13 protein-coding genes are annotated in these 14,291 nt (G+C 61.9%); 11 read left to right on the top strand and 2 right to left on the bottom strand.

Going from position 1 to position 14,291, the window contains the following annotated elements:
• Positions 1 to 116: 116 nt before the first annotated feature.
• Positions 117 to 1,184, bottom strand: coding sequence for a TMAO reductase system periplasmic protein TorT (gene torT, locus BW975_RS17655; RefSeq protein WP_244512635.1), 1,068 nt, complete (start codon positions 1,182 to 1,184; stop codon positions 117 to 119).
• Between torT and BW975_RS17650 the strand changes: the two genes are divergently transcribed.
• On the top strand, positions 1,138 to 3,900 hold the full coding sequence (locus BW975_RS17650) for an ATP-binding protein (RefSeq protein WP_244512634.1): 2,763 nt from the start codon (positions 1,138 to 1,140) through the stop codon (positions 3,898 to 3,900). The genes torT and BW975_RS17650 overlap by 47 nt on opposite strands.
• Here the strand turns inward: BW975_RS17650 and BW975_RS17645 are convergent.
• The gene (locus tag BW975_RS17645) at positions 3,870 to 4,574 is read right to left on the bottom strand and encodes a response regulator (RefSeq protein WP_076535659.1); all 705 of its coding nucleotides are present in this window, start codon (positions 4,572 to 4,574) and stop codon (positions 3,870 to 3,872) included. The genes BW975_RS17650 and BW975_RS17645 overlap by 31 nt on opposite strands.
• 114 nt (positions 4,575 to 4,688) lie before the next feature.
• Here BW975_RS17645 and BW975_RS17640 point away from each other — a divergent pair, with 114 nt between their 5' ends.
• From BW975_RS17640 to BW975_RS17595, 10 genes are all read left to right on the top strand, one after another.
• The gene (locus BW975_RS17640) at positions 4,689 to 7,364 is read left to right on the top strand and encodes a molybdopterin-dependent oxidoreductase (RefSeq protein WP_076535658.1); all 2,676 of its coding nucleotides are present in this window, start codon (positions 4,689 to 4,691) and stop codon (positions 7,362 to 7,364) included.
• Positions 7,365 to 7,454: 90 nt separating this feature from the next.
• The gene (locus BW975_RS17635) at positions 7,455 to 8,726 is read left to right on the top strand and encodes a molybdopterin molybdotransferase MoeA (RefSeq protein ID WP_076535657.1); all 1,272 of its coding nucleotides are present in this window, start codon (positions 7,455 to 7,457) and stop codon (positions 8,724 to 8,726) included.
• The gene (locus BW975_RS17630) at positions 8,723 to 9,253 is read left to right on the top strand and encodes a DUF2478 domain-containing protein (protein WP_076535656.1); all 531 of its coding nucleotides are present in this window, start codon (positions 8,723 to 8,725) and stop codon (positions 9,251 to 9,253) included. Before BW975_RS17635 ends, BW975_RS17630 begins: the two co-directional genes overlap by 4 nt.
• Positions 9,243 to 10,250, top strand: a complete 1,008-nt coding sequence (gene moaA / locus BW975_RS17625; protein ID WP_076535655.1) for a GTP 3',8-cyclase MoaA — start codon at positions 9,243 to 9,245, stop codon at positions 10,248 to 10,250. The genes BW975_RS17630 and moaA overlap by 11 nt, the downstream gene beginning before the upstream one ends.
• A gap of 28 nt (positions 10,251 to 10,278) precedes the next feature.
• Positions 10,279 to 10,716 carry a pseudoazurin gene (locus tag BW975_RS17620; RefSeq protein ID WP_076535654.1) on the top strand — a complete coding sequence of 146 codons (438 nt, stop codon included), beginning with the start codon at positions 10,279 to 10,281 and terminating at the stop codon, positions 10,714 to 10,716.
• Positions 10,716 to 11,045, top strand: a complete 330-nt coding sequence (locus BW975_RS17615; protein ID WP_076535653.1) for a carboxymuconolactone decarboxylase family protein — start codon at positions 10,716 to 10,718, stop codon at positions 11,043 to 11,045. The genes BW975_RS17620 and BW975_RS17615 overlap by 1 nt, the downstream gene beginning before the upstream one ends.
• Before the next feature lie 303 nt (positions 11,046 to 11,348).
• On the top strand, positions 11,349 to 11,858 hold the full coding sequence (locus BW975_RS18400) for a cation:dicarboxylate symporter family transporter (RefSeq protein WP_076535652.1): 510 nt from the start codon (positions 11,349 to 11,351) through the stop codon (positions 11,856 to 11,858).
• Complete coding sequence (locus BW975_RS18320) at positions 11,786 to 12,691, top strand: dicarboxylate/amino acid:cation symporter (protein WP_272482033.1); 906 nt, start codon at positions 11,786 to 11,788, stop codon at positions 12,689 to 12,691. Before BW975_RS18400 ends, BW975_RS18320 begins: the two co-directional genes overlap by 73 nt.
• A 140-nt stretch (positions 12,692 to 12,831) precedes the next feature.
• Positions 12,832 to 13,431 carry a TRAP transporter large permease subunit gene (locus BW975_RS17600; RefSeq protein WP_272482032.1) on the top strand — a complete coding sequence of 200 codons (600 nt, stop codon included), beginning with the start codon at positions 12,832 to 12,834 and terminating at the stop codon, positions 13,429 to 13,431.
• An 89-nt stretch (positions 13,432 to 13,520) separates the two neighbouring features.
• Positions 13,521 to 14,063, top strand: a complete 543-nt coding sequence (locus BW975_RS17595) for a type 1 glutamine amidotransferase (RefSeq protein ID WP_076535649.1) — start codon at positions 13,521 to 13,523, stop codon at positions 14,061 to 14,063.
• The last annotated feature ends 228 nt before the right edge of the window (positions 14,064 to 14,291 follow it).

Genomic DNA, 14,291 nt, shown 5'->3' with positions numbered 1-14,291 from the left:
ACTGGATGGCCGGGCGATTTTGTTCTCACAGCAAGCATGCCAGCGAGAAGACTCGGCCTTTCTGTTGCCTTCGCGAACACTCCGGAAAATGCGATCAAAGGCATGGGTCTTGATGGCTACTGTATCTTGGGAAAGTAATCGGCTGGCGAGATGCGAATTTGCGTAAAATTTTGCGCGATCTGGGACAGCAGCACCACCTCGGGCCCCAGAGGACCGAGACCAAGATTTTCTCCCGTCCACTCCACGATCCGCCGAACGGCCAATTCTCCTTGCAGCGCCGGATCATCATAGGAGGCCGCCATGACTGCACCGTTTATAAGGCCGCGCAGAACCGTGTGGCTGATGTATGTCGATATGAGCGTGGGTGACGTGCGATCGCCGGGCCTGGCGCGCAATCCCATAGCCGCTTCAATGGCGGGCGCACTGCCGATCAGATAGTCGGCATCGGGATGTTGCTTCAGAGCGGTTTCAACGATCGAGAGTTGCTGGCGCAATCCTGTATCCGCGCCAAATCTGTCGATGATCTTGACGGAGCTCTCGGCCAACCCGTCGCGCAACCCCGCCTCCAAGAGCGCGGGCCATCCAGAGCGAGATGGACCGGAGACCAAAAGCGCCGATTGCTTCGCTGAGCCTTCGGGGTGCAGCATGGCTAAGTGACGCCCGATAACCAGTCCCATGTCATGCCAGTCGACACCAATACGGCCTTGCAACGCATCGCTATCAACATCGTTCACCAGCCCGAAGACCGGTATATCATGTGCGGTGGCCGCGATGGCATACCGCAGCGCCGGATCGTCCTGCGTGACCGCTCCAATCAAGATTGCATCCACGCCGCGATCAGCACAGGCGGCCAGCTGCTCGATCTGCCGGGCTTGCGCGCCATATCCGCCGGCCTCATACATCAACAAATCCGCGTTTTGCCGCGCCGCCTCCTGCTCAAGACCATATGCGACGCTCAGCCAGTATTCATCTTTGAAGTGAGGTACGAGAACGCAGATAAGCCGCGACGGCTCGGCAAACAGAGGCATCGGCGCCAGCGCAAGGCACAGACAAAGGCATACACCAAGGCAAAGCGTTCCGATTGTGCCTGCCCTGACACGTCCGTAAAGTCGGGCGATGCGCCAGACCAGATTTGACATGCGGTTGATCCAAATTCTCTCGGCCATGGCGGCGCTGGCGGTCATGGTGGGAGTCGTTGGTATAGCCGTCAACCGCTATCTGGCCCAAAGCCAGACGGATCTAATCAAGACGAACCTACCGGCGATGGAGCTTGCAAGCCGTATCGGGGCCGCCGCTGAAGGGGTCGGCAATCTGGTCGCCGCGTTCGAGCAGGCGGACACGCCAGATGATATTAACCGGATCGCCGCCGCCCTCGAGGAGGCCGTCGATCGCATAGGCAGCGGCGCGCTGAAACTCGAAAGCATTACCGCGCAGAGCCCGACAGCACTCTCGGGGATCCGTGCTGACGAAATCGTAGACCAGATGATGCGAAATGGCCTCGATAGATTACAGCTCGCGGGCAGTATCAAAGCATCGGGGCAAGACCTCGCTCGGCAGGGAGCGGCGATCAACGCTTTGATCGAGGCGCAAACCGATCTGGCTCGACTCAGAATTACGGCCGGAATCGTCGGGCTCTACCAGGGGGGTGCAGATGATCCCCGGCCAGCGCTCGACGCACTTGCCGACGAATCTTTCTTTGCCTTCGAGCGCGTTACGGAAATGGCACGGATCGTCGATGCGGTTCGGCTGCAACTACAGCAAGTAGAGCGCATCTCTGAGCAGAAGGCTTTGACCGCTATGCATTCCGATGTATCCGTCCAATTAGAACAGGCAGAGCGCCGCGCGCGATTCCTACCCTCATCCTCCGCTCAAGAGGACGCAATCGCAATGCTGCAAGACTATCGTCGGGCAGTCGCGACCGGCGGGATCATCGACCAGCAAGCGGCGCGCCTGGCTTTGCAATCCGTCATTTCCTCCGACAGCAACCGCTTGCGCGAGGCGATCCGGGAAATATCGGAGCGCGCCCGCCTCGGTCGGGATAGAGTGCAGGCGCAGGGGCTGGCGCAAATTGCCACCGCTCAGTCCCGCGCACGCACGCTTGCATTCACCCTTTTGGCGGTGGTTGCCTCGGCAACAATCGCCGCATTTATCCTCTGGCTTTATGCGCGCAGGCAGCTGGTCACGCGGCTCGCGAATGTATCGGGCCGGATCGTGGCCGTGGCGGGCGGCGACTACGGCGATCCTATGCCGATCACCGGCCAGGATGAAATCGGTCGCATGGAAAAGGCTCTGAATATCCTGCGCCGCCGCGCGTATGAGGCCGCACGCTTACGGACTCACCTGGAAGAGGCGGTAATCGCGCGGACCGGTGACGTAGTGAGCGAAATGAAGCTGTCGAATATCGCTCGCGCCGAGGCTGAGGCTGCAAATCGAAGCAAGACCGAGTTTCTCGCGCGCATGAGCCACGAGATACGAACGCCGCTCAACGGAATAATCGGCATGCTCGGTTTGCTGAAGGATGATACCGAAGCCGCCGATGCGCAATCTCGCATAAGAACGGCGCATCGCTCGGCCTGCGAGCTGCTGGAGCTAACCAATGAGATTCTGAGCTATGCCGGGAATCAAGACGGCGCCGACCGCCTCAATCCGGTTCATTTCATGCTGCGAGACTTTGTCGGGCAGCTGGGGCATCACCTGCAATCGCTGGCAGGACCCAAGCAATTGGAGTCCGTCATCGACCTGTCGGAAACCGCGCCGCCTGTCCTCTTTGGCGATATCACCAAGATCAGACAGGTGATGATCAACCTGCTGTCCAACGCGGTTAAATATACCGAGCGCGGTTCGGTTACGCTGCTCGTCGATCATGCGACCTCGCCAGATACCGGCCAGCCTGTCCTCAGCTTGACCGTGGCCGACACCGGCGCCGGCATGTCCAGCGAGGCCATGACAACAGCCTTCGATGAATATAGCAGGGCTGACCAGGCCAGGCGCGACGGAGTCGAAGGTCTGGGGCTCGGACTTGCGATTTCTCGCAGATTGACGGCGACCTTGGGCGGCGCACTCAGCGTCGAGAGCGAGGAGGGGATCGGAAGCCGGTTCACACTGACCGTTCCCTTGATGATGGGCGATGCGGATCTGATCCCCGATGACGCCGCGCATTGGCAAGATGTCGAGGCAGGCCGCGCCGTGCTGGTCATCGACGATCACAAGGTCAACCGCATCGTCGCCCGCGGATATCTGGAGCGTATGGGCTGCACTGTCACCGAGGCCGCCACCGGCGCTGCGGGGCTGACCGCGCTGGATACGGCGCATTTCGATCTTGTCCTGATTGATCTTGATCTGCCCGATATCAGCGGCATGGAAGTGGCCGCGCGGATCGGATCTCGCACGGACACGCCCTTGCGCGTCGCTTTGACGGCACATCTGATCGAGGACACCGCGGAAAATCGCGCCACATTGAATGTGGCGCGCATTCTTTCCAAGCCGATTTCCCCCCGGGCAATGGCCGAAGTGCTCGCACTTTGCGCTCCCGCCGATCTGCCGCAAGGTGCCGACCAGATCGTCGACAGTTTGCGCGGCGACATCGCCGATCTTGGCGCGGAGACAACGGCGCTGATCGTGCGCGACTTTCTTGACGGTCTACAGGGCGAGATCGACACGCTGCGAGCCGGTGCCGAGGAGGCGCGGCGCAAAGCAGCGCACAGGATGCGAGGCGCGGCGTCGAATTTCAGGCTGGACGCACTGGTGGCTGCGCTGGCAGAGGTCGAGGCGGCTGCGGAAAATGAGCAAGATCCGTCGCTCGCACGCGCACTCGACGCAGCCGCGGATGCGGCAAGGATTTTGCATGCTGCCGCACAGGCAGCGGGACTTCAGATCGATGAAGGATCCACAAAACGATAGCCCTGCCCGTGTTCGGTCAGGATCCATTCCGGGTGTGACGGATCGCGCTCCACCTTCTTGCGCAGCCGCCCGACGACCACATCGATCATCCGGTCATTGGACCGCATCGCGCCGCGTCCCATCATCTCGGACAGGCGCGCCCGGCTCAGCGTCTGGCCCGGATGCTCGGCCAGCGCCGCCATGACATCGAACTCCTGCTTGCTCAGCTGCTCGGTCCGGGCGGCGGACACGATACGCCGCCGGATGCGGTCGAACCGCCAAGGCCCGAACGTCTCGACCGGAGGGGCCCCTTGCGGCGGCTGCCCGATATCGGCGATGCGGGCCAGTAGATTCTTGACCCGGACGGCCAATTCGCGCTTGTCGAATGGCTTGGTGATGTAGTCATCCGCGCCCATTTCCAGCCCGACAATCCGATCCACTTGGTCGTCCCGCGCGGTCAACAGGATGATCCCTACGCGCGAGATCTGACGCTGCTCGCGCGTGATGGTCAAACCGTCCTTGCCGTCCAAATTGATGTCCACCAGCAGCAATTCCGCTGGATCAAACTCGATGATCGCCTGCATCTGATCGGCGTCCTCTGCCTCGCTTACACGGTAGCCGAGGCTGCGCAGATAAGCCGCCAGCCGCATTCGGCTGGTGCGGTCGTCCTCGACAATGATGATGTGTTGGCTCATCCGCAGATTGTTACATCTAGTTACATCTTCGAACAAGCGCAGTTGTTCCAGATCAACCAGCGCGGCGCGATATTCAATACTAAAGGGCCAAGTTCATCTTTACCGGAGGCCGATATGTCCTTTCAAAGACCCACCCGCCGCGCGTTTCTTCAGGGCGGCGCCGCGACATTCGGCGCAGCCAGCCTTATGGGCAGCACCGCGATGGCCGCGCTTGACCCTAACTCGTTCACGCAAGGGCGCGTGTTCCACGCCAGTCATTTCGGCCCCTTCGAGGCGATCGTAAAGGACGGCAAGCTGGTCAATATCAACGCCATCCCCGAGCTGGACGCAAAACCGACCGAGATGCTGATGTACGGCGTCACCGACCGCACCTATGACAAGAGCCGCATCAATTATCCGATGGTGCGCAAATCCTATCTGGAGAATTGGGAGAGCGGCGATACCAAGCCCGAGCTGCGCGGCAAGGAAGAATACGTCCGCGTCGATTGGGACACCGCCCTCGGCCTGACGGCCAAGGCGCTGCTCGATACCGCGGAAAATCACGGTAACGAAGCGATCTTCAGTTCGTCCTATGGCGGCTGGGCCAATGCTGGCAACTTCCGCCCCAACGTGATGCAGGGCCGTCTGCTCAACCTCATCGGTGGCTGCACCAATACGCAAGGCGACTGGTCCGCCGGCGCCAGCCAGATCTGCCTGCCCCGCGTGATCGGCGATATGGAGGTCTATTCCGCGCAGACCGCATGGGAAGTCATCCGCGACAATACCGAGCTCTTCGTTCTGGTCGGCTGTGACCCGGTCAAAAACAACCGCATCGAATACACAGTGGCCGACCACCAGATGACCGGCCCCTGGGCGCAGATCCGTGATAACGGCGTGAAGTTCCTCTCGATCAACCCGCAGCGCACCGCATCGGACGAGTATCTGGACGCCGACTGGATCAAGATCATCCCCAACACAGACGTCGCCCTCTTCACCGCGATGGCGTATCATGTTCTGGATCAGGGCCTCGAAGATCGTGTCTATCTGAAGAAATACACAGTCGGCTCGGGCCAGTGGATCAAATATGTCCGCGGCGAAACAGACGACACCCCCAAGACGCCCGAATGGGCCGAGAAAATCACCGGCATCCCCGCGGAAAAGATCCGCGAATTGGCCGTGATGATGGCCACCAAGCGCACCGAGATCGCCGGCGCATGGTCGCTGCAGCGCGCGCAGCACGGCGAGATGACCCATTGGGCCATCGTCAACTTCTCGGCGCTGTGCGGACATATCGGCAAGCCGGGTCAGGGCGTCGGATTCTCGTGGCACTACGGCAGCGGCGGGATGCCGCAATCGGGCAAATCCACGCCCACCGGCCTCAGCCAGGGGCGCAACTGGGTCAAGGGGATCTGCCCCGCCAGCCGCATCACCGAGATGCTGGAGCAACCCGGTGAGGACTTCATCTACAACGGCATGACCGGGACCTACCCGGACGTGAAGATGATCTACAACGCGGGCAACAACTTCATGTCGCACCAGCAGGACACCAACCGCCTGATCCGTGCGCTGGAAAAGGTCGACACCATTGTCAGCGTCGATGTGTGGTGGACCGCAGCGACCCGTTGGGCCGATATCGTGCTGCCCGCCTGCTCGACGCTGGAGCGCGACGACATCAGTGTCGGCGGTACCTATTCAAACGACAAGGTCTACGCCATGAAGAAGGCGATCGAGCCGGTTGGCGAGAGCATGTCGGACTATCACATCTGCGAGGCGCTCGCTGACAAGATGGGCCTGTGGACCCAGTTCACCGACGGCTATGAGTTGATCGACCATATCCAACAGGCATACGAGCGTTCTGCCGCCGCCCAGCACACACCCTTCGAGGAATTCTGGGAGAAAGGCTATGCCCGCCAGGAAGTGCCGGAAGAGGCGCGCCAATGGGTTCGCCACGGCGATTTCTATACCGATCCCATTGAGAACCCGCTGCACACGTCATCGGGCAAGATCGAGATGTTCTGTAGCGAGATCGCAGGCTTTCAGATCGACGATTGCCCTGGCATGCCCGTATGGATGGAAAAACACGAATATCTGGGCAACGCCAAGGAAGGGCAACTGCACGTCGTCAGCCCGCACCCCTGGTATCGCCTGCACAGCCAGATGGACCAGTCCGAGACGCTTCGCGATCTCTACAAGATCCAAGGCCGCGAGCCGGTGCGCATCAACACCCAAGACGCCGCCGATCGCGGCATCGAAAATGGCGATCTGGTCGAGCTTTATAACGATCGCGGCACGATCATCGTCGGCGCGATCCTGTCGGACGATATCATGCCGGGCGTCGTGTCGGTCTATGAGGGTGGCTGGCCGTCGCTGGACAGCAAGGGGCGCTGCAACTCGGGTCTGGTCAACTTCCTGACCTCGACCCAGCGGTCCTCGGGTCTGTCACAGGCGACCACGGCCAACACCGTGCTGTGCGAGATGCGCAAATGCGAAGATCCCGAAGGCCCCAACATGGCCTACGAAAAGCCACCGATCATCGAGGATTACGAAGTGGCCGCGATCGACGAGGATCTGCTGGGACTGGACCGTGTCTATGACATCACCGAATCCTTGCTGGCCGATGCCGGACCAGGCGAGAAGATCTTCTACGAGCGCTGCACCGTCTGCCACGGCCCGCGCGAGGTCTCTCACTTCACCCAGAACCAGTGGAAGGGCATCACCCCGTCGATGTTCCCCCGCGCCGGTCTGGACGAGAATGAGGCGGCGCTGGTCATGGAATTCCTGATGGAGAACGCATCAGACGCGCCGATGTAAGCGCGCATCGCACAGCTGCCGGGCGGCGATCAAGGCCGCCCGGCCATTTGACATCTAAGCGGGCGTGTTCGCCCGGCCAAGGGGATACCCATGGACGGATCCAGCGTAAAAATAGGGTGCGATTGCGATCAATTAGCGGCGCGCCAAACCCTTCTGAGCCATACCGACGCCGTGCAGGTGGCGCTGGCGCAGGTGCAGCCGATCACGCAATTCGAAACGGTCGATCTGGCCGCCGCGCAGGGCCGCATTGCGGCTCAAAGCATAAACGCAGACGAGGCGATGCCTTCATTTGACAATTCCGCGATGGACGGCTTTGCCCTTCGCCTTGGCGATCTCGCTGGGCGATGCTGCCTGCCGGTGGCTGGCACGGTCGCGGCGGGCGATGCGCCCCGCGATCTGCCGCCGGGCGACGCGCTGCGGATCTATACCGGCGCCCCCCTGCCCCGCGGCGCCGACGCCGTTGTCATGATCGAGGCGTGCGTGGACAAGGGCCACAAGGTTCATATCGAGACGCCCCCCGCGCCGGGCGCCAACATCCGCCGCGCCGGTAGCGATCAAGGCGCCGGGCAAATGCTGCTGGCGGCGGGCACCCGCATCGCCCCGCATCATGTCGGCTTGCTCGCCGCCAATGGCGTGCGGGGCATCACCGTCACGCGGCGTCCGCGCGTAGCGCTCTTCTCGACCGGGGATGAGGTGACGGATGGCGATTGCGCGCCGGGGCATATCAAGGATGCGAACCGCCCGATGCTGTCTGCGCTGCTCGCGCAGGACGGTGCGGAGGTGCATGATCTGGGCATTCTGCCCGATGACGCCGCCGCGACCGAGGCGGCATTTCGCGCCCTCGGCGGCGCTTATGACCTGATCGTAACGACAGGCGCCGTCTCCATGGGCGGCAGGGATCATATTCGCGCAGCCCTTTGCGCCGCCGGGGGCCAAATCGAGGCGTGGCGCGTTGCGCTGAAACCGGGCAAGCCGGTCATGTTCGGATCGCTGAATGGCGCGGCGGTAACGGGCCTGCCCGGCAATCCGATGGCAGTGCATGTCGGCTATCATATGTTCCTGCGCCCGCAGCTTGCGCGCCTGACCGGCGCCGCGCCGCAACCCTTCGCCGAAATGCCCGCCCGTGCCGATTTCGACTGGCAGCGCAAGCCGGGGCGGGCCGAGGTCTTTCCCGTATGCCTGATCCGCCATGACGCAGACGGATTGCCGGTCCTTCGGCGTTTGGGCCAAGGCGTATCGGCCACGCTCTTGCCCCTCGCGCAGGCGGACGGCATGGCAATCGTCGCGGCGGATTGCGCATCGGTCGCGCCGGGTGACATGCTGCATTGGCACCCTTTCAACACTTTCGGAGGTTGCGCATGACATCCCATCCCCTCCTTGCCGCGATCCGCTTTGACGCTGGCGATATCGACAGCTTTCTGGCCGAGGTTGCCGCCCGGCTGGACGCGTCCGGCCTGCGCATTCGCGGCGCCCTGCAAAGCCGCGGGGCGGCGTCAGGCGAGTGTCACTGCGCCGACATGGACCTGACGACGCTGGGCTCCGGCAAGACATTCCGCATCTCGCAGCCCCTCGGCGCCGGATCGCGCGGCTGCCGCCTGCATCCCGGCGCGCTGGCCGATTGCGCCGCCTTTATCGAAGGCGAGTTGCGCGCTGGCGCCGATCTGCTGATCCTCAACCGGTTCGGGCGGGGCGAAAGCGAGGGACGCGGATTTCGCGATCTGATCGCCAGCGCAATCAGTCTGGGCGTTCCGGTCCTGACCGCCGTGCGGCCCACCTATGCCGAAGGTTGGCGGATGTTCGGCGGCGATGCCGCCTGCGATCTGCCGATGGAGACGCGCGCCGTCGTCGACTGGGCGCTGCAATCGCAGGAGGCGCGCGATGCCGCTTGATACCGCGCCCGCGCCCCTTGTCGATGGGTTTGGCCGAACGGTAAACTATCTGCGCCTGTCGGTGACCGACCGCTGCGATTTGCGCTGCACCTATTGCATGGCCGAAAGGATGACCTTCCTGCCGCGGCGGGACGTCCTCAGCCTCGAGGAACTGGCCCGTCTGTCGGACCTCTTTATTCGGCACGGCGCGCGTAAACTGCGCATCACCGGGGGCGAGCCGCTGGTGCGGCGCGATATCATGGACCTTTTCCGCGATCTCTCGCGCCACTTGGCCACAGGCGCATTGGATGAATTGACGCTGACCACCAACGGCACGCTTTTGGCGCGCCATGCGGCGGCGCTGGCCGCGTGCGGTGTGCGCCGTGTGAATGTGTCGCTCGACACGCTGGATGCGGATCGCTATCGCGCGATCACGCGGCTGGGCGATATCCGCATGGTTCTGGCCGGTATCGACGCCGCGCTAGAGGCGGGGTTGAAGGTCAAGCTGAACGCGGTCGCCAGCCGGGGAGCGTTCGAGGGCGAGGTCGACGACCTGATCCGCTTTGCCCACGCGCGCGGTATGGATCTGACCCTGATCGAGGAAATGCCTCTGGGCGAGACCGGCCTTGACCGCAATCAAAGCGTGCTGTCCCTGCGCGATCTGGAGCGCGACTTGGCGGCGCGCTGGACGCTCAGCCCCCTGCGGCGCAGCACGGGCGGACCCGCGCGCTATGTGCGCGTCAATGAGACCGGCGGGCTGATCGGGCTGATCTCGCCCATGTCCTGCAATTTCTGCGCCCTCTGCAACCGCGTCCGCGTTAGTTGCACCGGCCAGCTTTACACGTGCCTCGGGGATGACAGCGCGGTCGATCTGCGCGGCCCCTTGCGCCACTCGGACACCGCCGCGCTGGATGCCTTGCGCGCCGCGCTAATGGTCAAACCCGAGCGGCACGCGTTCGATATGTCGCGCATGGCGGGTACCGCCGTGCCCCGGCACATGTCCGCCTTGGGCGGATGATTTTTTCAACTCAGAAAGGAAGATACATATGAAACTGAATATGATAGCAGCCGCGGCGCTGATGGCACTGGCCCCCTACTCGGCGCTGGCCGAGACGATTGAGGTCAAGATGCTGAACAAGGGCGAGGCCGGCGTCATGGTATTCGAGCCGCGCTTTGTCTCGGCCGAGGTGGGCGATACGGTCGTATTCCTGCCCGTCGACAAAGGCCACAATGCCGAGACGATCAAGGGCATGGTTCCGGAAGGTCAGGACAGCTTCACAGGCAAGATGAACAAGGAAGTCTCGGTCGAGGTCACGTCCGAAGGCATGATCGGGGTCGTATGCAAGCCTCATGCAGCGATGGGCATGGTCATGGTCATCCAGGTCGGCGGCGCGGACGCACCCGAAGGCTTTCTTGATGCCAAGATGCCACGGAAGGCCAAAGAAGCCTTTGAGGAAATTCTGGCCGAAGGCGCGGCAAGCTGATGGCCGGCGGGAACAACAAAGAGCTTCCCGGCGCGGCCGGTGATCTGGCGCAGCAACACCCCTCGATCTGGGCCGCCTATGCGGCTTTGGGGGAGGCGACTGCGGATGCGGGTGGTCTGACCATCCGCGAACGCCGGCTGATCAAACTGGCCCTCGCAATTGGTGCATCGTCCGAAGGGGCGGTGCATTCCCACAGCCGCCGGGGTATTTCCGAAGGAATTGATGCGGCAGATCTGCATCAAGTCGCATTGCTGGCGATCGGCCCACTTGGCCTTCCACGCGCCGTTGCGGCTGGAACGTGGATTTCCGACGAGACCGACAAGGGCTGATCGGTAGACGCTTCACGCCCAGCCCCCCCGCCGTCCGCGATCTGTCTTCTAGCTGATCTCGTCGGCGGCGGGTAAGTTTCTGACCGCTCCGACTTCAGACCCCTGTCATCAAGAGGTTCATCTTTCTCACCTCATCGAATCCTCTGCGCTTGGCGATGCACCCGCTGCGACGCAATTCTCCTAATTTAGCTACGCAGCGTTGAAGTTTTCATCGGCTCAAATCCCAACCCCAGCCTGGCAAAAGCTCATGGCCCGCTGGTTTGCCGGTTCAGGGTCCCGTGCATTCCGTGTTAACAGATCCCCATGACACAAGAGACACAGAAGGCCCCGATGCAAATTGCGGGCCAGCGGTTCAAGCTGCGGGTCTGGATCACATCACGGCTCTGGGCCCAGGTGATGGCCGGCATGGTCCTTGGGTTTGGCCTCGGCCTGCTGATGAGCGACGCGACCGGGTTAATCCGGCCGGACACGGCCAAGGCGGGGGGCCATTGGCTGGCGCTGCCCGGCAGGATTTTCTTGGCCCTGATCGCCATGGTTCTGATCCCTCTTATCTTCTCGTCTATCGTTGGCGGACTGACTGGCGCCGGTTCCGGCGAAGAGTTGCGCTCGGTCGGACTGCGCCTGGCCGCGTTCATCCTGTCGACCACTTCGGTCGCGGCGGCCATCGGTGTGGCGCTCGCGCTGTGGCTCCAGCCCGGAACGGGGCTTGCCGCCTTTTCGGCAGGGCCCTCGGACGCCAGATTGCCCGTGTCGGAGGGGGGGCGCTGCCAGACGTCGCGGAGCAGAGTGAGCCGACAACCCTGCCGGACCTGATCGTTGATATCCTGCCGACCAATCCAACCGCCTCCATCGTGCAGGGCGACATGCTGGCCGTCGTCGTTTTTGCGCTGCTCGTCGGCATCTCGATCACGCGGGTGCAGCCCAGCCGCGCGGCGCCCTTTCTCGCCCTGATGGACGCCTTGCTGTCCATTTCCATGAATATCGTAAAGTGGGCGATGTTCCTTGCCCCGTTCGCCGTATTTGGACTGATGGCGCAGCTGGTGATGCGCATGGGCTTCGAGACAATGCTGGGTATCTCGGGCTATGTCGGCACCGTTTTGTTCGGTTTAGCGGGTTTGCTGTGCCTTTACCTGGTTATCGCATTGGCCTTTGCCCGGATCACGCCCTTTCGGTTCGCCAAGGAGGCTGGCAGCAACCTGCTCCTCGCCTTTTCAACATCCAGTTCCTCGGCGGTCATGCCGGTGACGATCCAGACCGCCCGCCAGCTTGGCGTGCCGCAGAGCATCGCGAACCTCGTTATTCCGTTGGGGGCGACGATGAACATGGCCGGAACGGCTCTCTATCAGGCGGTGGCCATTCTCTTTCTTGCGCAACTTGCCGGTGTGGACCTGACGATGGCCCAGATTGCTGTAGTGGTCGGAACGCTGGTGGCCTCCAGTATCGGCGCGCCCGGCACGCCAGGTGTCAGTATCGCCATTTTGGTCAACGTGGCCAGCAGCATGCACATCCCCGTAGAGGGTATGGTAATCATCCTTGGGGTCGACCGACTGCTGGACATGTGCCGGACGGCTGTCAACGTCACAGGTGATCTGGTCGCGGCGGTCCTCTTTCGCGCCGTCGGACAGGAGGCGGCGGCCGCAGCTTAACAGGGGGACGCCGCCGCCGCTTCAGTCGCATTGGGCCGTTATCACGGCCGGCACACATCGACCACGCCGTCGTCACAAGAGCGATCCAACCCGCCACGCAGACGACAAAGAAGACGGGGCTAGAGGCCACCTCAGCCGTAGTGCGCAACAGCTGCTGCTACCCCGACCGAAGCGGCAGCCGTAGCCTGTGTCGTGGCGATCTTCATCGGTTTCTTCATCTACCGAGACTTAGGTTTCGCGGCTTGTGGAATAGCTTCGTCGAAGCTGGAGAGAACACGGGAACAATCATTTTCGTATTACTCTTTTCCTTCATGATCGGACGGGTGATGGTGGCCGAGGGCATGCCGCAGGATCTGACCCGCGCGGTGGCAGCACTCAGCGAAAGCCGCATCCTTATCCTGCATCTGGTCAACGCGTTCCTGATTTTTGTCGGCACGATCATGGACGATCTTTCGGTCGCAGTCGTCATCGCCCCACTTTTCATGCCTTTGATGTTTGATGTCGGCGTCGACCCTGTGCATTTCGGCTCCATTGTGGCGTGTTCCGTTGTCATCGGGGCGAACAATCCCCCGGTCGCGCCGATCCTCTACATGGCCTGCCGGATCGGAAAGGTGTCCATTCACCACGCGATCACGCCTGCCCTGCAGATGATCTTCTTCGTCGCTTTGCCTATCATGATCGCTGTCACCTTTGTCCCTGCATTGTCGCTGGCACTTCCGCGCATGCTGGGTGTCCATTGAAACAGATTCCGGAATGACTGATATGAGACTTTGCATTCTGGAGGCGGACACCCCCCGGTCTGCTCTACATTGCCGGAACCTATGCCGACATGTTCGAAATCTGGCTGCGGCCCTCGCTTCCGGAGGCAGAATTCTCCCGCGTGTCAGTTGAGTTGCCTGGGTCGGTCGCCGATCATGAAGGCTACTTGATCACCGGCTCACTTTTCAGCGCCTATCAGGATCTGCCTTGGATCCATGATCTGAAGGTTTTCGTGCGCCGGGCTCTTAAAGAGGCCATCCCCGTCGGCGGTGTCTGCTTCGGACATCAGCTGATTGCAGAGGCAATGGGCGGACGTGTCGCGCTGTGCAACCAGGGCTGGGCGATCGGAAAAACCGAATATCAGACCAGTCCCGACGGCGCGGAATGGTTTGGCCCGGAGCCGATATACGCATTGTCCTTTCATCGGGATCAGATCGTAGCCCTGCCGCCCGGCACTACCCCTTTGGCTGGAAATGCTCTTTGTCCCTGGGCGGCGCTTGCCTACGCTGACCAGGCACTTTCAGTGCAATTTCATCCTGAATTCTCTCCGGAGTATATTGCAGCTTTGATAAAACGGAACCCTGATGGAACCCTCGTGCCTGGAACAGGCTGATCTCGCACTGAAAGACATGGTCCACGAGAGCAATGACGTGATGTCGTAAGCTTTCTCCAAGCTGTTCCGGCACCCGCGCCAGAGCAGATGCCCTACCGAAACTCGAAAAACGGACCTCGACTCGACAAAATTTACCGCGATGGGCGTGTAAAAAAGGCCCCCACTGCCTGTGACGGTGAGGGCCTGCGCTGTAAGGAATAGCTGGGCTTGCGAGAACAACCGACCGGT

The sequence above is a fragment of the Roseovarius nanhaiticus genome (genome assembly GCF_900156535.1).
In the GTDB taxonomy this organism is placed as follows: Bacteria; Pseudomonadota; Alphaproteobacteria; order Rhodobacterales; family Rhodobacteraceae; genus Roseovarius; species Roseovarius nanhaiticus.
Note: the sequence above shows the minus strand (reverse complement) of the source record. Positions and strands in the feature narration are given on the sequence as shown.

Bases quoted from the DNA above. Each gene is read 5' to 3' on its own strand.
- BW975_RS17645 (WP_076535659.1), bottom strand. From the start codon at position 4,574: ATGAGCCAACACATCATCATTGTCGAGGACGACCGCACCAGCCGAATG.
- BW975_RS17650 (WP_244512634.1), top strand. From the start codon at position 1,138: ATGCGGTTGATCCAAATTCTCTCGGCCATGGCGGCGCTGGCGGTCATG.
- BW975_RS17640 (WP_076535658.1), top strand. From the start codon at position 4,689: ATGTCCTTTCAAAGACCCACCCGCCGCGCGTTTCTTCAGGGCGGCGCC.
- BW975_RS17615 (WP_076535653.1), top strand. From the start codon at position 10,716: ATGGCCGGCGGGAACAACAAAGAGCTTCCCGGCGCGGCCGGTGATCTG.
- BW975_RS17630 (WP_076535656.1), top strand. From the start codon at position 8,723: ATGACATCCCATCCCCTCCTTGCCGCGATCCGCTTTGACGCTGGCGAT.
- BW975_RS17620 (WP_076535654.1), top strand. From the start codon at position 10,279: ATGAAACTGAATATGATAGCAGCCGCGGCGCTGATGGCACTGGCCCCC.
- BW975_RS17595 (WP_076535649.1), top strand. From the start codon at position 13,521: ATGTTCGAAATCTGGCTGCGGCCCTCGCTTCCGGAGGCAGAATTCTCC.
- moaA (WP_076535655.1), top strand. From the start codon at position 9,243: ATGCCGCTTGATACCGCGCCCGCGCCCCTTGTCGATGGGTTTGGCCGA.
- BW975_RS18400 (WP_076535652.1), top strand. From the start codon at position 11,349: ATGACACAAGAGACACAGAAGGCCCCGATGCAAATTGCGGGCCAGCGG.
- BW975_RS17635 (WP_076535657.1), top strand. From the start codon at position 7,455: ATGGACGGATCCAGCGTAAAAATAGGGTGCGATTGCGATCAATTAGCG.
- torT (WP_244512635.1), bottom strand. From the start codon at position 1,184: ATGACCGCCAGCGCCGCCATGGCCGAGAGAATTTGGATCAACCGCATG.